Genomic DNA, 19389 nt, shown 5'->3' with positions numbered 1-19389 from the left:
TGTATGCGCACCGCCTTTGTGGACCGGGTCGACTCCATGGGCGTACTGCTGGAGATGGCGGGCGGGCTGACGTCGGGTCAGGGCGGCGCCCTGGCGGTCGAGGGCGCCTCGGGGATGGGCAAGTCCGCCCTGCTTGACGCCTTCGCCCAGCAGGTCGAGGACGACCCCGAACTACGACGCGGGGTACGGCTGGTGACCGTACGGTGCGCGCCCGAGGTCGGCGACGCCGGCACCGGCCCGTACGCCCCGATGGCCGAGATCCTGCTGGAGCTGGCCGACCAGGCCGGCACCCGCCGCCGCTGGCAGCGGGCCGCCGGGTCGCTCGGCAGAAGCATTCCGCGCCTGCTCGGCCAGCTCGTCCCCGGTGCCGGCCCGCTGCTCGACGCCGGCCAGGACATCGTCGAAGCCGCCCTGCGGACCGGCTCGATGCCCGGCGACAGCCTGCTGCCGCAGCAGGAGTCGATGGCCCAGCGCACCGCCGAGGCGCTGCTGGCCGAGGCCGCCGCCGGCCGCCCCGCCCTGGTGCTGCTCGACGACATCCAGTACCTCGACCTCAGCAGCCTCCAGGTCCTGGACCGGCTGGTGCGGGCGCTGCCCGCTGCCCCGCTCGGCCTGGTGCTCGGCCATCGGACGGACGGCCGCGACGGCGAGGCCGCCATCGCCGAACTGCTCCAGCGCTGGGAGTACGCCGGGCAGTTGCGTCGCGAGCCGCTGGACGGGCTGCCCCGCGACGCGGTGGCCCAGCTGGCCCGGGCCCGGCTGACCGGGCGGGCCGTCCCCGACGCCTTCTCCGCCCAGCTCGCGGACGCCACCGGCGGTCATCCGATCTTTGTCGAGCAGGTTCTGCGCCAACTGCCGCCCGGCGGCCTCGAACGCGTCCGGCTGCCGCACGACCTGCCGCAGGCCGTGCACAACCGCTTCCGTGAACTGGACTCACCGACACAGGAGTTGCTGCGGGTCGGCGCCGTCCAGGGCCGGGCCTTTCTGTCCCGCACCGCCGCCGAAGTGGCCGGCATCCCGCACGACGAGGCCATGGAGCGGCTGCACGAGGTGGCCGCCGGCCGCCGGCTGATCCGGGAGCGCACCGACCGGGCACCCGACTGGGTACGGCTGGCCGGTGCCAATCTGTACGAGTTCGAGCATCTGGCGCTGCGCGAGGGCATCTACCGGCAGCAGCAGTCCACCGCGCGCCGCGAGGCCCGGCACGCCGAACTCGCCGCCGCCCTCAGCACCTTGGCGGCGGAGTTCAGCGCACAGGAGGTGCCGTACGAACTGCTGCGGGACATCGCCGGCCAATTGCGCGCGGCCGGCCCGCGCTGCCTGGCCGCCTCCGCCACCGCCCATCACCAACTGGCCCTCAGCTCGGCGCTGTCCGCCCTGTCCTTCGCCGAAGCCGAGCGCTACTGCGCCATCGCCATCGAGGCCGCCCGGCGGCTGCCGGCCGACAGCGGCGAACGCGACGAGGCACTGGTCCGCTCCGCCGAACTGCTGCTCTCCCTCACCGAGGTGCGCTGGCAGGGCGGGCGGAACGCGGCACACGACATCGACGCGCTGGCCGCCGAGGCGGAGGCGGCGGCGCACCGGCTCGGCGACCGGCGGCTGATCGCCCGCAGCGCGTTGCAGCGCGGCAAGACCCTGATGGCGACCCGGGGTCTTGACCCGTCGCTGGACAAGCTGGCCGAGGCGGTGCGCCGGGCGGAGGAGAGCGGGGACCCGGTGGCCCGGTTCGTGGCCAAGGTCGAGTACGGGCGGCAACTGCCCAAACGGGACCTGGCCGCCGGGCTGCGCGAGCTGACCGAGGCGGAGGAGCTGTACGTCACCGAGCCGCTGCTCGGCGCGACGGACAACCCCGTACTGCGGCACGCCCGCAACCTCAACGAGATGCAGCTGGGCGTCAATCTGTACGACAGCGGGCAACTGGGGGAGGCGCTGGCCCGGCTTGAGCACTGCACCGGGCGGCTGCGCGCCGAGCAGCTGCGGGCGGAGCTGCCGATCGCCCTTAACTATCTGGCGCAGCTGTACATCGCGCTGGGCGCCGAGGACGAGGCGGCCGGCGTTCTGCGCGAGGCGCTTGCCTTCGAGGAGGAGCGGGGCGGGGACAGCGGCTGGCACGCGTACAACGCGGCGCTGCTTGCGCTGCTGATCTCCCGGGACCCGGCCCGTCGCGCCGAGGCGCTGGAGCTGGCCGAGGCCGGCTGGCTGGAGACCCAGCGCACCTGGCTGGCGAATCTGGTGCCGATCGTGCGCAATCTGTACGCCGAGCTGCTGCTGGACACCGCAAGCGGGCCGGCCGAGCTGGAGCGGGCGCACCGGCTGGCCGTGGACACCTGTGTGGAGACCGCCGCCCCGCACGGGAGCGGCATGGTGCGCAGCGAGATCGCGGCGCTGGTCCTGCGCTCCCGGATCCGGCTGCGGCAGGGCGCGGTGACGGAGGCCGCCGAGCTGGGCCGGGCGGCGCTGGCGCTGCTGGAACGGCACGGGGAGCTGCCCGCGCTGCGTACCGAGGAGGTGCTGTACTGGGTGGCCCGCGCGCTGCTGGCCGACGGTGCGGACGGGGCCGAGGAGGAGGCCGGCGCGCTGCTGGCGCGGGCCAGGGAGCGGGTCGGGAGCAAGGCGGACAGCCTGGTGGGGCACCCGGCCCGGCGGGAGCGTTTCCGCACCGGGGTACCGCTGAACCGGTGGATCATCGAGGGCGAGGGACTGTGCTGACCGGTACGGTGCGAGCACAGGAGCGCGCGGAAGGGGGCGCCGGATGTTCATGATCAGCAAGGAGTTCCACTTCTCCGCGAGCCATGTCCTGGACCGCCTCCCCTCCTGGCACCAGTGTGCCCGGATGCATGGGCACAACTATGTGGTGGTGCTGGAGCTCTCCGCCCGCGACGACGATCTGACCGAAGCCGGATTCGTCCGGGACTACCGCGATCTCGACCCGTTCAAGAAGTGGCTGGACGACACGCTGGATCACCGGCATCTGAACGAGGCGATGGGGGAGTCGATCTCGCCCTCGGCCGAGAACCTGGCGAAGTGGCTCTTCGACGCCTGGGCGGAGCGGATCCCGGAGCTGGCGGCGGTGAGGGTATCGGAGACGCCGAGGACATGGGCGGTGTACCGGCCGGATTGACCCTCGGGAGAATGATCCGGGGCTGATCCGCTGCGAAGTGCGTGACGGGACTACCACAATGCGTGTATGAGCGATGGCCAAGCGGAACTTCCCGAGCCCCACCGTGTCATCAGCATGACGCGGTTCGACGATCCGGTGTCGGTGATCTCCGATACGGAGGCGTGGCGGGCGCGGGACAGCTATCCGGACATTATGGGCCGAGGGCCGATGTTTGCCCTGGTCGAGCAGGAGATCGACGGCCGGTGGCGGGTGCTGGTGGCCGATGAGGGCAATCCGCAGGGGTGCCGGGACGAGCTGGCCCGGGAGTGCCGGATGCGGGCGGCCGACGCCGTGGCGGTGCAGGACCGTGAGGCGCAGCGGCTGTGGCTGACCGGGGCGCGCCGGATGGACTGGGAGAAGCTGAATGAGCTGAAGGTGGGGGAGTGCCGGTTCCGGATCGCCCGGGGTGACATGTTCATCCGGATGGGGCCGGACGGTCCCGAGCCGCCCCGGCCCAGTGATCCCGATCCGATGCGGCCGGGGGAGGGGTACCGGGCCAGGTCGCGTACCAAGGGCTTTCTGATCGATCCGGCGGCGGCCACCGGGATGTCCGAGGGCATGCTGCGGATCGATCTGCTGAGTTTTGTGTATCCGTCGTCCCGGGTGCCGCACGATGTGCGGGCCGATTCGCTGCGCGCGTTGCAGAGCCATCCGGGTGGGGTGCTGCTGCCGCCGGTGTTCGCGATCACCGAGTTCACCGAGGGGCGCTGGACGCCGATGACCGGCGGTGCGGACACCCCGCAGGCGATCCGGGACACCCTGGTGACGTATCTGCGCGAGATGGGCCCGGCGCTTCATGCCGAGGACGATCTGCTGGTGGCGGGGTTCCGGGCGGCGGCCGTCGAGTTCGCCGGGACCCGGCGGGACGAGGTACGGGTCGGCGACCGGCAGTACCGGGTGATGCGGCTGGAGCGGCTGGTCCGGGTGGGGCCCGATGGCCCCGAGCCGCCGCGGGCCTCCGACTGGGATCCGGAGCTTCCGGTGGAGGCCCAGGCCGAGCGGGACCGGCTGAACGGGGTCCGGTACGAGGAGTAGCCGCCGCTTGTCGCGCTCCGCCGGCCGCTCAGGCCAGCCGGCGTATCTCGCCCTGCACCCGGTAGAAGCCGCCGGAGGAGGTGTGCAGCGAGTCGACCACGTAGCGGGCACCGGCCTGCCGTACGTGCCGGGGGAACTGCACATTCCAGCTGGGGTCGTAGCCCTCGGTGATGACCCGCACCCGGAGCCGGGAGCCGACCTTGACGCACTCCACCACCACCCCGCCGGCCGGGGCGGCGCTGACGGTCTCCACCGTCCGGCTGGGGGTGTAGGTGGGCAGTGCCGCCGCCGACTTGACGTCCACGGCGGTGGGCACGGTGCCCCGCTGGGCGTCGGCGATGGCGGCCTCGCGGGCGTCGATGCAGGCCAGGGAGCCGTCGCCGGTCACGATGTACAGCTTCTCGTCTCGGTACTGCATGGACAGGGCCGATCCGGCGCCGGTGCCCAGCTTCCACAGCCGGGTGCCGTCCTGGGCGAAGCAGTAGACGGCGGAGGAGGAGTCGCCGGCGAAGACATACCGGCCGCCCGGTGCGGTGGCACAGGAGTAGACGACCGTGTCGCAGGTGTAGGTGGCCGCCACCCGGCCGTCGGCCTTGGACAGCCGTTGGACGACCCGGCGGTCGGTGCCGGCGTACACCGAGTCGTGCTCCTGCCAGCCGAAGAGCACGGCGCCCCGGGTGGTGCTGTGCCACAGCTCCCGGTCGCCGCCCGGGTCGTAGGCGGTGACCCCGCGGCCGTGGCCGTGGTAGACGGCCCGGTCATCCGAGCGGACCATCCAGGCATGGCCGCCGCTGCTCTGCCGCGACCACTGGAGTTCGTCCTCGTGGTCGATGACGGTCAGTCCGCCCTTGCGGTCGGAGACGGAGAGCATGCCCTCGTGGATGTCCATCCAGAAGATGTCCACATCGGCGGTGACCTCGTAGGCGGCGAAGGGCACTTTGGACGACAGGTCGTAGACGGTGCCGTCGTCGCAGCCGGCGTAGATCCAGAAGTCGTCGGCCACCAGGCACTTGACGCCGTCCGGCAGCTTGAAGTGGGCGCGTACCTCGCCGTGGTGCCCCAGGGCGTAGACATCGCCGTTCTGATTGCCCACCCAGCAGCGGTCCTCGCCGACATGGATGCCGAAGGCCGTGGAGTCGGTGCGGAACCGCCACAGCACCGGGGCGGGCCGCATCGCCGGCGCGGCCGGGACCACCGGGGCCGCCGTCCGGGCCACCGACGCGCGCTGGGGGCTCCGTGGCCGTCGTACCTGGCGGCGGGTCACCGGGCGGGCGCCGCCCGTCCCTTGGGTGGTGGTGGCGTATCCCTTGCGGACCTTCTCCCCGATCTTCTTGGCCGCCGCCGCCCTGGCCAGTTCCTCGGTGGCGAAGTCCTGCGTCCTGGCCTGTCCTGCGGTGCCGATCCGGCCGTACCGCACCGTGACCGCCGTGCCGGCCACCGTCACCTCGTAGAACTTGTGGGCGCCGCCGCCGCTTTCGGAAAGTTCCAGATAGGTGGTGGTGGACATGGCGATCTCCCTGCTGTTGCGTCGGTCGCGTCAGTGATCTCAACGTACGGGCGGGCACTGACAATCGGCCGGGCGGCGATAGCGTGGCGGTATGACGACTGATGCGGATGAAGTACACGGGCGGGGTGGTCCCACCGGGACCACTGAGGTGCGGGCGGGCTCACTGGGAGTGGTGCGTACCGAGTACGCGCCGGAGTTCGACGGCGATCCGGACCCGGGCGAGATCGTGTGGACCTGGGTGCCGTACGAGGAGAACGACGGCCGCGGCAAGGACCGTCCCGTGCTGGTGGTGGCCCGTGAGGACGGCGGCACCGTGCTCGCCGTCCAGCTGAGCAGCAAGGACCGGGACGGGGATCCGGAGTGGTTCCCGCTGGGCTCGGGGCCCTGGGACGGCTCGGGCCGGGAGTCGTGGGTGGACCTGGAGCGGGTGCTGCGGGTGTATCCGCAGGGCATGCGGCGGGAGGCGTGCGCGCTGGACCGGGCCCGGTACCAGGGCGTGGTGCACAGCCTCCAGGCACGGCACGGCTGGCGGTGAGACCGCGGCCCGGCCGGGGTGGGCCGGGCCATACCCGTGGAATATGCCGCAGCACACTTTGATCACAGACGGCACAACCTTGATCGATTCGGTCTTAACATCCTCACAAATGACCTGGTGGGGAGACGCATGGTGCTTGCAGTCGAGGTGACCGTCGATCACTTCAGTTATGGAACGATCACACCCGTGCTGGGCTATCTGATGGCGGTCCTGGGCGCGGCACTGGGGCTGCGCTGCACCGCCCGGGCCCTGTCGGCGGCGCCCGGCCGCCGGCTCGGCTGGCTGGCGCTGGGCGCGCTGGCCCTGGGGTCCGGGATCTTCACCATGCACTTCATCGCCATGATGGGCTTCACCACCGGCGGCGTGCACATCGACTACGACATGGGCCGGGCCTTCGCCAGCCTCGGCATCGCCATCGCGGTGGTGGGCATCGGGCTGCTGCTGGTGGGCACCGCCCGGCGCGCCGCCCCCGCCGTGCTCGGCGGCGGCGTGATCACCGGAGCGGGCATCGCGGCGATGCACTACGTGGGCATGGGCGGCCTGGTCATGGCGGCCGAGGTGCGGTACGAGCAGGTGTACGTCGCGGCCTCCGTGGTGATCGCGGTGGGTGCCGCCGTGGTGGCCCTGTGGTGCGCCGTCACGGTGCGTGGCGCCAAGGCGGCCGTGGGGGCCAGCGCGCTGCTGGGCGTCGCGGTCAGCGGCATGCACTACACCGGCATGGCGGCGATGTCGGTGCACGCGCACACCGTCAGCTCTCTGGACACCCGGGCGCCCATCGAGACCCTGATGCCGATCCTTGTGGTCCCCCTGCTGCTGATGCTCTTCACCGGACTCTTCGTGGGCCTGGATCCGATGACTTCCCGTGCTCCGGAAAGGGCGGATCAGCGCATTTGAGGCCGCCTTTCTGTGGCCCTCGACACAGCCCTCATCGGCGATACGAAGGGCCATAGGAGAGAAATGTGACCAAAGGCCGGGACTTTCGTCCCTGCGGTCCGGGGAATTTGGCAGGGGAGCGGGCGGGAATTCCGGCCGGGAGGTAGAAAGCCCAGGCCGGGGCGGTACGGTGCCGGGCGGCGTGGGGGCCGCGGCCCAGAATTCGGGCCGGGCAGGGTTTCTCCGGGGTCTGTGGAGGGACCTTTTTCCCCTCCTTTTGCTACGCCTTCCGCTAGTAATAGCGGCACTTGAATGCCGGGGAATCGGTCGCTAAAACTGGATGTTGATCCGGCCGATGGTCGAATTTCCCCGAGCACCGCGAGGTAATCCCCGAATGTCGAATCGCATCACGAACCGCATCGCCAAGATCCCCAATGTCCGTACCCGTGCCGCAGTGCTGGCCGCAGGTGTCGGTGCCTCGGCGATCCTGACGGTGGGCGTGGCGACGGCCGCCGAGGGTTCCCAGCAGAGCCCCGATCTGTTCGCCGCCCACACCGCCAGCCAGCTCGCCGACTCCACCGGCGCCCAGGCCGACGCCGTGACCGCGACCCAGAACTCCTGGGTGAGCCCGATCGGCGGCGACTACAGCCTCAGCGCGAAGTTCGGCAACAGCGGTGACCGCTGGACCAGCAAGCACAGCGGCCAGGACTTCGCCGTACCGGTGGGCACCGACGTACGCGCCGTGCACAGCGGCACCGTCGTCAAGGCCGGCGGCAACGGCGCCGGCGACGGCCCGGCGTACGGCAACGCCATCGTGATCAAGCACGACGACGGCACCTACTCGCAGTACGCCCACCTCAACAAGATCGATGTGAAGGTCGGCCAGCAGCTGAACACCGGCGACAAGATCGCCGAGTCCGGCAACACCGGCAACAGCAGCGGCCCCCACCTGCACTTCGAGATCCGGACCACGCCCAACTACGGCAGCGCCGTCGACCCGATGGCCTTCCTGCACAACAAGGGCGCGACGGTCTGACGCACCCCCCTCGACCGCGCCCCGCCCGGCACCGCACAGGTGCCTGGCGGGGCGCCGCCATGCGCCGGGACACCGCCTAGAACAGCGGGGCCGGCAGTACCCCCTCCAGGGCGAGCAGCGTGCGCTTGACCGGCAGCCCGCCCCCGAAACCCCCGATCCCGCCGTCGGCCGCCACCACCCGATGGCACGGGACGACCACCGGCAGGGGATTCGCCCCCATCGCAGCGCCGACCGCCCGCGCCGCGCCCGGATCGCCCACCCGGACGGCCAGCTCCTGATAGCCGACGACCTGGCCGAACCGTACGGAAGCGGCCAGCTCGCGCAGCACCCGTTCGTGGAAGCCGGCGGTCAGCGACCAGTCCAGCTCCACCGTGAACCGCGTCAGCTCCCCGCGGAAGTACGCGTCCAGCTCGGCCACCGTACGGGCCAGCCGGGGATCATCCGCCTGCCCGGCCCGCGGCGGCGCCCCCAGGGCCGCCGTCAGCCGGGACACCGCCCGCCGGGCCGTGCGCTCGTCGGCGTGGAACCCCACGTTCACCAGACCGCGGTCGGTGGCGGCCAGCAGCAGCGGCCCGATCGGGGTCTCCCGCACCGTCCACACCCAGGCCCGCCCGGGGGCGTTCTCCTCGCTCATACCGGGGAAGCCTAGGGCCTGTCAGCCGCCGATGGCTTCCCGCACCACATCCGGGAAGTTGGTGATGATCCCGTCCACCCCGAGCCCCGCGATCCGGGCGGCGGTCGGGCCGTCGTTGATCGTCCAGGCGTTGACCTCCAGCGGCTCCCCGTGCACCCCGTCCACCCCCTTGATGGCGGCCACGTACTCGGCGGTGAGATCCGTGTACCGGGGCCCGATCTGGTCGGCGAACCCCGCGTAGTACGGCAGCTCCGTCACCTTGGGCGTGCCCAGGAAGCCGGTCTTCACCTCGGGTGCCCGCTGGTGCACCGTGCGCACCGAGTCCGCGTTGAAGCTCTGGAGCACCACCCGCTCACCCGGATACGCCTCCTCCAGCCAGCCGGCGTCGTCCAGCGCGGCCAGGATCTGCCGCTCCACCCCCGGGTACAGCTCGGGCGACTTGATCTCCAGCAGCAGTTTCTGCCCGTTCACCGTCAGCCGGTGCAGAAACTGCGGCAGCGTGGGCACCCGCTCGGCCACGAACTCGTCGCCGAACCAGCTGCCGGCGTCCAGCCGGGCGATCTCCCGGGCGGTGAAGTCGGCCACGTTCCACGGCGAGCGGTCCGGGAAGACGGCCGCCGCGTTGGTGGTGCGGGACAAGGTGGTGTCGTGCATCAGGATCAGCTTGTGGTCCTTGGTGCGCTGGACGTCGATCTCCACCCACTCGGTGTTCAGCCGGGCCGCCTCGTCGGCGGCCACCAGCGTGTTCTCCGGGGCGTAACCGGAAGCACCGCGATGGGCGACGATCAGCGGAGTGGTGGTGGCCGTCGCGTTCGCCGCCGGGGCGGCAGCGGCGCCGCCGGCGGGAATCACGGTGAGCAGAAGCGTGATGACACCGAGGGCCGCGCCCGCGACCGCCGATCCGGGGCGTTTCGACACATTGACTCCTATGCGTCGGTGATAGGACGTAATGATCTTTTCCCCGTCGAAGCCCGCACCCAACAGAAAAATGGTTACCTGCGGCTGAACAGGTAGCGACAATGTGTCACCAACGGTGCTCGCCCGGTCGGCGCTCGGGCCCCGATTGTCAGTGCCGGGTCGTACCGTGGGGGACATGCGGCCCGTTTCCCACATCGAACGTACGGTGGCGCCCTTCGAGGTCGTCAGCCCCTATCAGCCCAGCGGCGACCAGCCGGCGGCCATCGCCGACCTGGAGCGGCGGATCAAGGGCGGCGAGAAGGATGTCGTCCTGCTGGGAGCCACCGGCACCGGCAAGTCGGCCACCACGGCCTGGATGATCGAACGGGTCCAGCGGCCCACCCTGGTGATGGCCCCCAACAAGACGCTGGCCGCCCAGCTGGCCAACGAGTTCCGCGAGCTGCTGCCGAACAACGCCGTCGAGTACTTCGTCTCGTACTACGACTACTTCCAGCCGGAGGCGTACGTCCCGCAGACGGACACCTACATCGAGAAGGACTCCTCGATCAACGAGGAGGTCGAGCGGCTGCGGCACAGCGCCACCAACTCGCTGCTCACCCGGCGCGACGTGGTCGTGGTCGCCTCCGTCTCCTGCATCTACGGCCTGGGCACCCCGCAGGAGTACGTGGACCGGATGGTGCCGCTCAAGGTCGGCGAGGAGATCGACCGGGACGCCCTGCTGCGCCGCTTCGTCGACATCCAGTACGCCCGCAACGACATGGCCTTCACCCGGGGCACCTTCCGGGTACGCGGGGACACCATCGAGATCTTCCCGGTCTACGAGGAGCTGGCCGTCCGGATCGAGATGTTCGGCGACGAGATCGAGGCGCTGTCCACCCTGCACCCGCTCACCGGCGAGATCATCTCGCAAGAGGACCACCTGTACGTGTTCCCCGCCTCGCACTATGTGGCGGGCCCCGAGCGGATGGAACGCGCCATCGCCGGTATCGAGCGGGAGCTCGCCGAGCGGCTGGCCACCCTGGAACAGCAGGGCAAGCTGCTGGAGGCCCAGCGGCTGCGGATGCGCACCACCTATGACATCGAGATGATGCGGCAGATCGGCACCTGCTCCGGCATCGAGAACTACTCGATGCACATCGACGGCCGCGAGCCCGGCACCGCGCCGCACACCCTGATCGACTACTTCCCCGACGACTTCCTGCTGGTCATCGACGAGTCGCACGTCACCGTGCCGCAGATCGGCGCCATGTACGAGGGGGACGCCTCCCGCAAGCGCACCCTGGTCGACCACGGCTTCCGGCTGCCCTCGGCGGTCGACAACCGGCCGCTGAAGTGGGAGGAGTTCCTGGGCCGGATCGGCCAGACGGTGTATCTGTCGGCCACCCCGGGCAACTACGAGCTGTCGCGTGGCGACGGTGTGGTGGAGCAGATCATCCGGCCCACCGGTCTGGTGGACCCCGAGGTGGTGGTCAAGCCCACCGAGGGCCAGATCGACGACCTGGTGCACGAGATCCGCACCCGCACCGAGAAGGACGAGCGGGTGCTGGTCACCACGCTCACCAAGAAGATGTCGGAGGACCTCACCGACTACTTCCTTGAGCTGGGCATCCGGGTCCGCTATCTGCACAGCGACGTGGACACCCTGCGACGGGTGGAACTGCTGCGCGAGCTGCGGGCCGGCGAGTACGACGTGCTGGTCGGCATCAACCTGCTGCGCGAGGGGCTCGACCTGCCCGAGGTCTCGCTGGTGGCGATCCTGGACGCGGACAAGGAGGGCTTCCTGCGCTCGGGCACCTCGCTGATCCAGACCATCGGCCGCGCGGCCCGGAATGTCTCCGGTCAGGTGCACATGTACGCGGACCGGATCACCGCCGCCATGGAGCGGGCGATCGACGAGACCAACCGGCGCCGCGCCAAGCAGATCGCGTACAACGAGGAGCGCGGCATCGACCCGCAGCCGCTGCGCAAGAAGATCGGCGACATCGTGGCGACCATCGCCCGCGAGGAGGTCGACACCCAGCAGCTGCTGGGCACCGGTTACCGGCAGGGCGGCGAGCCACGCAAGGGCAAGGCGCCGGTCCCGGCGAAGCAGGCCCGCGCGGGCGCCGGCACGGGTACGGGTACGGGTACGGAGGGGCTGACCGAGCGCCCGGCGGCCGAGCTGGCCGAGACCATCGAGGCGCTCACCGAGCGGATGCGGTCGGCCGCCGCCGAGCTTCAGTTCGAGGTCGCGGCCCGGCTGCGGGACCAGGTGTCCGACCTGAAAAAGGAACTGCGTCAGATGCGCGAGGTGGGGCTGCGCTAGCGTCGCTCTTGACTCTCTCTTTACCGGAGTCGCCTTACAAGGAAGGGGAGCTGTTGTGGGCGTAAACCTCTCGAAGGGGCAGGCGGTCAGTCTGGTCAAGTCCGGGGGCGGCGGACTGACCGCCGTCCGGATGGGGCTGGGCTGGCAGGCGGTGCGGCGCGGCTTCTTCAGCAAGATGCTCGGCGGCGGCGGGGACATCGACCTCGACGCCTCGGCGGTGCTCTACGCGGGGACCGAGACGAAGGACGTGGTCTTCTTCCAGAAGCTCACCAGCGACGACGGCTCGGTGATCCATACCGGCGACAACCTCGTCGGCGGGGCCGGCCAGGAGGACGACGAGTCGATCATCGTCGATCTGGCCCGGCTGCCCGCCACCGTCGACACCATCGTCTTCACCGTGAACTCCTTCACCGGCCAGACCTTCGCCGAGGTGGAGAACGCGTTCTGCCGGCTGGTGGACGAGAACACCGGCGAGGAGCTGGCCCGCTACACGCTGGCCGGCGGCGGCTCATACACCGGACAGATCATGGCCAAGGTCAGCCGGCGGGACGGCGGCGACTGGAAGATGACAGCGATCGGCGAGCCCGCCTCGGGACAGACCTTCCAGGACCTGCTGCCGGCGATCGCCCCGCACCTGTAGCAGCGGAACGGGCGAGCTGCCCCGGGGCCGGGGCCGGGGCCGGTGCGGGCCCGGCCCCGGGCCAGGGCCTGGCCGAGGCGTCCCGCCCGGCCCGCGCGACGCCCTGGTGCCAGGGACACCTCCCCACGCCCCGAAGGCCGGGAGAAACCCCGCCGCACCGGACGCCACACGGGCTCGACCGGCGCCCGCGCCGGACGGGCCCCGGCTCAGCGGGTGATCCGTACGGTGGCCTGCTGCCGTACCCCGCTCACCCGTACCTCCACGGTCACCTCACCGGCCCGCAGCGCCGTCAGCCGGCCGGTCACCGGGTCGAAGGCCGCCACATGGCGGTGCCGGTCGGCCGCACCGGGCGGGCCCACGTACAAGGCCCGCGACCCCGACCAGTCCGCGCTCACCGGGAACGCCACCGGCACCTGCCGGGCCCCCGGCCCCACGCCCTGGCGCACCGTCGCCGTCACCGCCGCCTCCGCACCGGCCGCCAGCGACGCGGGCGCGGTCAGCGTCAGACCGTCCACCTGGGGCCTGGTCTGCACCGACAGCCAGTCCGCCGCCGTACCCCGCCGGTCGACGCCCACCAGCGCCCATCCGGTGAAGCCGCCCTCCCCCGGCGCGGCGGCCGGCGCCTTCCCCGCGTCCCCGCCGATGACGTACGGCACCCCGTCCCGCCAGGAGCTGTCGAAGACCCCGACGTGCGCCCCGAAGAACGCCACTCCCTTGCCGGAGCCGCGGCGGAAGTCCGCCAGCCAGCGCTCCAGCAGAGCGGCCTCCATCCGGTCGGTCAGCTGACTGGCCGGCCGGATCGTGGGATCGCGCGGCGGCACATGGCTGACCACCACCACCGACCCCACCGACCGGTCCCCGGCCGCCGCCACCAGCTCCGCCCGCAGCCGCTGGAACTGCGCGAACCCGCCGCCCCTGAGCGTCAGCGAGGAGGTGTCCAGGGTGATGAACCGGGTGCCCCGGTGATCGAAAGTGCGCTGCGCCGGGCCGATGATCTCCTCGAACAGCTCGATGGAGCCGCCCATCACCTCATGATTGCCGGGGACGTACGTCCAGGGCAGGGAGTCCCCCAGCTCCTCCTCGATCATCTCCCTGGCGAACTCCAGATCGGCGCGCGAGCCCTCGTCCACCCAGTCCCCGTTGATCAGCACGAAGTCCGGATCGGCCGCCCGGGCCTCGCGCAGCGTGCGCCGGGCCGCCGCCGCGATGGCGCTGTCCGGGTCCCGGGCCACGAACTGGGCGTCCGAGACCACCGCGAACCGCCAGTCCCGGCCCGCCACCTCCCGCTCGGAGCCGATCAGCGGTCCGGTACGGGCACCGGCGGCCGGCAGCTCCACCTCCGGGGCGGTGCGCACCGTCAGTGAGTCGAGAGCGATCGAGCCGTTGTACGCCGCGTCCGGCCGGGTCTCGGCCACATAGAAGCGATGCACCGAGACCGGCAGCGCGATGCCCTCCGGCACCTCGAAGTGCACCTGCCGCCAGCCGCGCCAGGTGATGTGGTCGCCGCGCAGCACCTGATCGGTGCCGGCCGCGTCCTTCAGATGCAGCGACGGCCAGCCGCCGTGCCCGTCCCCCTCGATCCACAGCGCGAAGCTCTGCGGCTGCCCGGCCACCTCCAGGTCCCGGGGCGGCGTGGCGTAGGCGGCGCGGGTGGCGGTGCTGAGCGTGAAGTCGTACGTCATGCGCAGCGCGCCGCCGCCGTCCCGCCCGGCCGGCTCCGGGGTGAGGGACCCGGCCGCCCGGGCGTGGCTGAAGGTCCAGCGCGCCGCGTCCTCGAAGTCCGCCACGGTGGATTCCGTGCCGCCGATGGTGAGGGCGAGCGCCGTGGTCAGCCCGCCGGCGGTGGCCCGTACCTCCCCGGCCGCGCCGTCCCGCCCACCGGCCGCCGTCACCGTGAAGCCGCCGGCCGCCGGCTCGGGCGTGATGGTGAACAGCGAGCGGTCGTACTCCAGCGTCACATCGGCCGGCTCGACGGGGGCGCTGTGCCCGGTGGCGTCCTGGCCCAGCAGCCCGAACCGCGCGGTGTCCTGCGGGCCGGCCAGCGCGATGCGGCGCGCTGTCGGGTCGAGCCGGGCGAGGTCGCCCAGCACGGTCAGCTCGATGGAGCCGGTGGCCTGCCGCCGTGCGGCGGTCACGGTGGCGGTGCCGGTGCGGCGCGCGGTGAAGACCCCGTCCGCGGTCACGGTGCCGACGCCGGGGCGGCCGGAGTTCCAGGCGGGCCGGGCGTCGGGGGCCGGCCCGTACGTCTCGTCGTGGCCGGTCGCCGTCAGCTGCCTGGTCAGCCCCGGGAAGACCCGCTCGGGGTGCCCGCCGGGCACCGGGTCGGCGGTGGGGGTACGCGCCGGGTCGGCCTCCGTGGCCACCCGGAACCCGGCCGCCGCCCCGCTGCCCAGCGGTACGGTGACGGCCAGCCCGTTGGGCACCGGCCGCTCCGCGCCGTCCGAGGGCCGGTTGACCAGGCGCGGCTCGCTGTCGCCCGGCTGCCGGGCCAGCAGCGTGGTGGAGCCGCCGCCGTCCAGATTCAGCGCGGTGTAGGCGCCGAGGTCGGCCAGCAGCACCGCCAGCTCGGTGAGGGTGGCGCCGCCCGAGTGCTGCTGGCGGCCGTCCACCGTCAGCAGATACATCTGGCCGCCGTCCCGGGAGAAACCCACCGCCGTACGGGGCGCCGCCGTGTTGTTCGGCCGGCCCTCCCAGTTCTGCGGCTCGCCGTCGACCACCAGCAGGCCCCGGCCGCCGACCGCCGTGTCCGGCAGCGGGCTGCCGTCGCCGGTGCGCGGCCCGTACTCCAGTGCCACCCCGTCGCCCGGCGCCAGGCCGGCCAGGGCGGTGGCCCCGGCATCGCGGCCCAGCAGCACGGTGGTCCCGGCCGGGATCGGGTCGTGCCCGGCGCTGTCCGACACCGCCACCACCACGTCGTCGCGGACGGCCACCTCGGTGACCGCACCGGCCCCGGTGACGGTCAGCGCCCGGTCGGCCCCGCCCCAGCCGGCCGTGTACACCCCGATGCCGCCGGCCGGCACCCGGGCGGCGTTGTACGAGGCGAGGGGCGCCACACCGTCCGGCAGCAGCAGGCTGCCCTCGAAGTACACGTCCAGGATCCGGCCCGCGTCGCCCGGCCCGACGGCCGCCACCTCGGTGGGCGCCCCGTCCGAGGCGGAGTGCCGCAGCTCGCCGCCCGCGATGCCCGGCCCCAGCGGCGCGCTGGTGCCGTTGATGTCGAAGAAGTCGGCGTTGACGGCCGCTACCGTGGCGCGCCCCGGGCCCGGGTCGTGGTCCCGGACCAGCTCGCTGAGCGGGGCCGCGTCCGCCACCTCGGCGGGCGACAGCGATGCGACGCGGGCGCCGCCGGCAAGATCGACGGTGAGGGCCTGGGCGCTGCGCCAGCCGGTGGGCTCCAGGCTCTGATACTGGGTCAGCTGCGTGCCGGGGCCCAGTGGCTGGACGGTGCGCGACAGTTCGAGGCCGGCCCGCTCCGTGGTGACGGCCGCCCCGGCCGCCCCGGCCGCCCCGGTCGCCCCGGCCGGCGCCACCCCCAGGGCCAGCGCCGCGATGACCGCCGCCACGACCGGCGCCCGGGTCAGCGACCGCCCCCGGAAACGCTGTTGACGCTGTGTACTCGGTGCGTGGTGAACCACCAGGACTCCCTCGGACGCGTCGGCAACGGGCGCCTCAGCGTTCCAAGCCAGGCGGCGCCGCACCAGTGCGACGCCGCCAATTCCCGGCGAACTCCGGTGAACGGAGCCGGACAGCCTACTTCTTGGCGGTCTTCTTCCCGGTCGCCGCCGTCTTCCTGGCCGGGGCCTTCTTCCGGGTGGTGGCGCGCCTGGCCGCCGGGGTCGCGTCGCTCACCCGGTCACCGAGCACCTCACGCAGGAACTTCCCGGTGTGGCTGGCCGGCACGGCCGCGACCTCCTCCGGGGTGCCCTCGGCGATGACGCTGCCGCCGCCCTGCCCACCCTCGGGGCCCATGTCCACGACCCAGTCGGCGGTCTTGATCACATCGAGGTTGTGCTCGATGACGATCACGGTGTTGCCCTTGTCCACCAGGTCGGACAGCACCTCGATCAGCCGCCTGATGTCCTCGAAATGCAGCCCGGTGGTCGGCTCGTCCAGCACATAGACCGTGCTGCCGGTCGACCGTCGCTGAAGCTCGGAGGCCAGCTTGACGCGCTGCGCCTCACCGCCGGACAGGGTGGTGGCGGGCTGCCCGAGCCGTACGTAGCCCAGGCCCACATCGTTGAGCGTGCGCAGATGACGGGCGATGGCCGGGACCGCCTCGAAGAAGCCCAGCGCCTCCTCGATGGGCATGTCCAGCACCTCGGCGATGGACTTGCCCTTGTAGTGCACCTCCAGCGTCTCCCGGTTGTACCGCGCGCCGTGGCAGACCTCGCACGGCACATACACGTCCGGCAGGAAGTTCATCTCGATCTTGATGGTGCCGTCGCCCGCGCAGTTCTCGCAGCGCCCGCCCTTCACATTGAAGGAGAAACGCCCCGGCAGATAGCCGCGGACCTTGGCCTCCGTCGTCTCGGCGAACAGCTTGCGGACGTGGTCGAAGACCCCGGTGTACGTGGCCGGGTTGGAGCGCGGGGTGCGGCCGATGGGGGACTGGTCGACGTGGACCACCTTGTCGACCAGATCGTCGCCGGTGACCTTGGTGTGCCGCCCCGGCACCGCCTTCGCCCGGTTCAGCTCGCGGGCCAGGTGGGTGTAGAGGATGTCATTGACCAGCGTGGACTTGCCGGACCCTGAGACCCCGGTGACCGCGGTGAGCACCCCGACCGGGAAGCTCACATCGATGTTCTTCAGATTGTGCTGGCGCGCGCCGTGCACGGTCAGCCGCCCGGCGCCGTCCGCCGGGCGCCGTACCTCGGGCATCGGGATGGAGCGGGCGCCGGTCAGATACTGGCCGGTGATCGACTCCTCGTTGGCCAGCAGCTCGGCCAGCGGGCCGCTGTGCACCACCTTGCCGCCGTGCTCGCCGGCGCCGGGGCCGATGTCCACCACCCAGTCCGAGGTCTTGATGGTGTCCTCGTCGTGCTCGACGACGATCAGGGTGTTGCCCAGGTCGCGCAGCCGTACCAGGGTCTCGATCAGCCGGTGGTTGTCGCGCTGGTGCAGGCCGATGGACGGCTCGTCCAGGACGTAGAGCACGCCGACCAGTCCTGACCCGATCTGGGTGGCCAGCCGGATGCGCTGGGCCTCGCCGCCGGAGAGCGAGCCGGCGGCGCGGTTGAGCGAGAGATAGTCCAGGCCGACGTCGACCAGGAACCGCAGTCGCTCGTTGACCTCCTTGAGGACCCGTTCGGCGATGGCCTTCTCCCGGGCGTCCAGCCGCATGCCGCGCAGGAAGTCCGAGCACTCGCTGATGGACATGGCCGAGACCTCGGCGATGGACCTGCCCTGGACGGTGACCGCCAGCACCAGCGGCTTGAGCCGGGTGCCTTGGCAGGCGGGGCAGGGGGCCTCGCGCATGTAGCCCTCGAAGCGCTCGCGCCCGGCGTCGGTGTCGGCCTCGGCGTAGCGGCGGCGCAGGAAGGGGATCACGCCCTCGAAGGCGGTGGCGTAGGCGCGCTCCTGGCCGTGCCGGTTCTCGTAGCGGACCTCGATCTTGGTGCGGTGGCCGTTCAGCAGCGCCTTCTTGGCCCGCTGCGGCAGCGCTTCCCAGGGCACATCGGTGCGGAAGCTCAGCGCGTCGCCGAGGGCGGCGATCAGATGGTGGAAGTAGCCGCGGGTGTGGCCGTGCGACCACGGGTGGATGGCGCCCTCCTCCAGGGACTTCTCCGGGTCCGGGATGATCAGCTCCGGGTCCACCTCCATCCGGGTGCCGATGCCGGTGCACTCCGGGCAGGCGCCGAAGGGGGAGTTGAAGGAGAAGGAGCGCGGCTCCAGCTCCTCGAAGGACAGGTCGTCGTACGGGCAGTACAGATGCTCGGAGAACATCCGTTCGCGCTGCGGATCGTCCTCCGGCAGATCGACGAAGTCGAGCACCACCATGCCGCCGGACAGGCCCAGCGCCGTCTCCACCGAGTCGGTCAGCCGCCGCTTGGCGCTCTCCTTGACGGTGAGCCGGTCGATGACCACCTCGATGGTGTGCTTCTCCTGCTTCTTGAGCTTGGGCGGCTCGGCGAGCTGGATGGTGGCGCCGTCCACCCGGGCCCGGCTGTAGCCCTTGGTCTGGAGGTCGGCGAAGAGATCGACGAACTCGCCCTTGCGCTCGCGCACCAGCGGCGAGAGCACCTGGAACCTGCTGCCCTCCTCCAGCGCCAGCACCTTGTCCACGATGGCCTGGGGCGACTGGCGGGCGATGGGCCGGCCGCACTCGGGGCAGTGCGGCTTGCCGATGCGGGCGAACAGCAGCCGCAGATAGTCGTAGACCTCGGTGATGGTGCCCACCGTCGAGCGCGGATTGCGCGAGGTCGACTTCTGGTCGATGGACACCGCCGGCGACAGGCCCTCGATGAAGTCGACGTCCGGCTTGTCCATCTGGCCCAGGAACTGCCGGGCGTACGCGGACAGCGACTCGACGTAGCGGCGCTGCCCCTCCGCGAAGATCGTGTCGAAGGCCAGCGAGGACTTGCCCGAGCCCGACAGGCCGGTGAAGACGATCAGGGCATCGCGCGGCAGGTCGAGCGAGACGTTCTTGAGGTTGTGTTCGCGAGCTCCGCGAACGGTGAGCCGGTCGGCCACGCGGATGGCACCTTTCGTGTGAAGAACGGGGACCCCATGGCGCACGGAGCACCCCC

The 19389-nt window shown here is 71.7% G+C and carries 13 protein-coding genes; 8 read left to right on the top strand and 5 right to left on the bottom strand.

The window, feature by feature from the left end; translation table 11 throughout:
- Positions 1-3: 3 nt before the first annotated feature.
- The 3 genes from AC5WRL_RS04365 (at position 4) to AC5WRL_RS04355 (ending at position 4195) form a co-directional block, all read left to right on the top strand.
- Entirely contained in the window at positions 4-2709 is a 2706-nt protein-coding gene (locus AC5WRL_RS04365) for an AAA family ATPase (RefSeq protein WP_496086934.1), read from the top strand.
- 43 nt (positions 2710-2752) lie between these two features.
- Positions 2753-3121, top strand: a complete 369-nt coding sequence (locus tag AC5WRL_RS04360) for a 6-pyruvoyl trahydropterin synthase family protein (protein ID WP_496086933.1) — start codon at positions 2753-2755, stop codon at positions 3119-3121.
- Positions 3122-3187: 66 nt separating this feature from the next.
- Entirely contained in the window at positions 3188-4195 is a 1008-nt protein-coding gene (locus AC5WRL_RS04355; protein ID WP_496086932.1) for a DUF5954 family protein, read from the top strand.
- Between the two features lie 28 nt (positions 4196-4223).
- On the opposite strand, the gene AC5WRL_RS04350 is transcribed toward AC5WRL_RS04355, so the two are convergent.
- The gene (locus AC5WRL_RS04350) at positions 4224-5702 is read right to left on the bottom strand and encodes a WGR domain-containing protein (RefSeq protein ID WP_496086931.1); all 1479 of its coding nucleotides are present in this window, start codon (positions 5700-5702) and stop codon (positions 4224-4226) included.
- A gap of 91 nt (positions 5703-5793) precedes the next feature.
- Here AC5WRL_RS04350 and AC5WRL_RS04345 point away from each other — a divergent pair, with 91 nt between their 5' ends.
- The 3 genes from AC5WRL_RS04345 to AC5WRL_RS04335 all read left to right on the top strand — a co-directional run bounded on the left by AC5WRL_RS04345 (position 5794) and on the right by AC5WRL_RS04335 (position 8146).
- The gene (locus AC5WRL_RS04345; protein WP_496086930.1) at positions 5794-6237 is read left to right on the top strand and encodes a type II toxin-antitoxin system PemK/MazF family toxin; all 444 of its coding nucleotides are present in this window, start codon (positions 5794-5796) and stop codon (positions 6235-6237) included.
- Between the two features lie 129 nt (positions 6238-6366).
- Entirely contained in the window at positions 6367-7131 is a 765-nt protein-coding gene (locus AC5WRL_RS04340; protein WP_496086929.1) for an MHYT domain-containing protein, read from the top strand.
- Positions 7132-7504: 373 nt separating this feature from the next.
- Positions 7505-8146, top strand: a complete 642-nt coding sequence (locus tag AC5WRL_RS04335) for a M23 family metallopeptidase (RefSeq protein WP_496086928.1) — start codon at positions 7505-7507, stop codon at positions 8144-8146.
- A gap of 76 nt (positions 8147-8222) precedes the next feature.
- Here AC5WRL_RS04335 and AC5WRL_RS04330 read toward each other — a convergent pair whose 3' ends face one another.
- Positions 8223-8780: a methylated-DNA--[protein]-cysteine S-methyltransferase gene (locus tag AC5WRL_RS04330; protein WP_496086927.1), complete on the bottom strand. Its 558-nt coding sequence runs from the start codon at positions 8778-8780 to the stop codon at positions 8223-8225.
- A gap of 21 nt (positions 8781-8801) precedes the next feature.
- Positions 8802-9698: a glycerophosphodiester phosphodiesterase gene (locus tag AC5WRL_RS04325; protein ID WP_496086926.1), complete on the bottom strand. Its 897-nt coding sequence runs from the start codon at positions 9696-9698 to the stop codon at positions 8802-8804.
- 175 nt (positions 9699-9873) lie between these two features.
- Between AC5WRL_RS04325 and uvrB the strand changes: the two genes are divergently transcribed.
- Complete coding sequence (gene uvrB / locus AC5WRL_RS04320) at positions 9874-12003, top strand: excinuclease ABC subunit UvrB (protein ID WP_496086925.1); 2130 nt, start codon at positions 9874-9876, stop codon at positions 12001-12003.
- A 55-nt stretch (positions 12004-12058) separates the two neighbouring features.
- The gene (locus AC5WRL_RS04315; RefSeq protein WP_496086924.1) at positions 12059-12643 is read left to right on the top strand and encodes a TerD family protein; all 585 of its coding nucleotides are present in this window, start codon (positions 12059-12061) and stop codon (positions 12641-12643) included.
- A 206-nt stretch (positions 12644-12849) separates the two neighbouring features.
- Here the strand turns inward: AC5WRL_RS04315 and AC5WRL_RS04310 are convergent, their stop codons facing one another.
- Together AC5WRL_RS04310 and uvrA are read right to left on the bottom strand one after the other, a co-directional pair.
- The gene (locus AC5WRL_RS04310; RefSeq protein ID WP_496086923.1) at positions 12850-16206 is read right to left on the bottom strand and encodes a phosphodiester glycosidase family protein; all 3357 of its coding nucleotides are present in this window, start codon (positions 16204-16206) and stop codon (positions 12850-12852) included.
- 187 nt (positions 16207-16393) lie between these two features.
- A complete protein-coding gene (gene uvrA / locus AC5WRL_RS04305) occupies positions 16394-19333 on the bottom strand; it encodes an excinuclease ABC subunit UvrA (protein WP_496086922.1) in 2940 nt (979 codons plus the stop codon).
- Positions 19334-19389 lie beyond the last annotated feature (56 nt).

The organism is Streptomyces sp. NTD107 (assembly GCF_059510435.1).
The sequence above is the reverse complement of the archived record's forward strand: the minus strand, read 5'-3'. Positions and strand labels throughout refer to the sequence as shown.

Bases quoted from the DNA above. Each gene is read 5' to 3' on its own strand.
- AC5WRL_RS04365 (WP_496086934.1), top strand. From the start codon at position 4: ATGCGCACCGCCTTTGTGGACCGGGTCGACTCCATGGGCGTACTGCTG.
- AC5WRL_RS04360 (WP_496086933.1), top strand. From the start codon at position 2,753: ATGTTCATGATCAGCAAGGAGTTCCACTTCTCCGCGAGCCATGTCCTG.
- AC5WRL_RS04355 (WP_496086932.1), top strand. From the start codon at position 3,188: ATGAGCGATGGCCAAGCGGAACTTCCCGAGCCCCACCGTGTCATCAGC.
- AC5WRL_RS04350 (WP_496086931.1), bottom strand. From the start codon at position 5,702: ATGTCCACCACCACCTATCTGGAACTTTCCGAAAGCGGCGGCGGCGCC.
- AC5WRL_RS04345 (WP_496086930.1), top strand. From the start codon at position 5,794: ATGACGACTGATGCGGATGAAGTACACGGGCGGGGTGGTCCCACCGGG.
- AC5WRL_RS04340 (WP_496086929.1), top strand. From the start codon at position 6,367: ATGGTGCTTGCAGTCGAGGTGACCGTCGATCACTTCAGTTATGGAACG.
- AC5WRL_RS04335 (WP_496086928.1), top strand. From the start codon at position 7,505: ATGTCGAATCGCATCACGAACCGCATCGCCAAGATCCCCAATGTCCGT.
- AC5WRL_RS04330 (WP_496086927.1), bottom strand. From the start codon at position 8,780: ATGAGCGAGGAGAACGCCCCCGGGCGGGCCTGGGTGTGGACGGTGCGG.
- uvrB (WP_496086925.1), top strand. From the start codon at position 9,874: ATGCGGCCCGTTTCCCACATCGAACGTACGGTGGCGCCCTTCGAGGTC.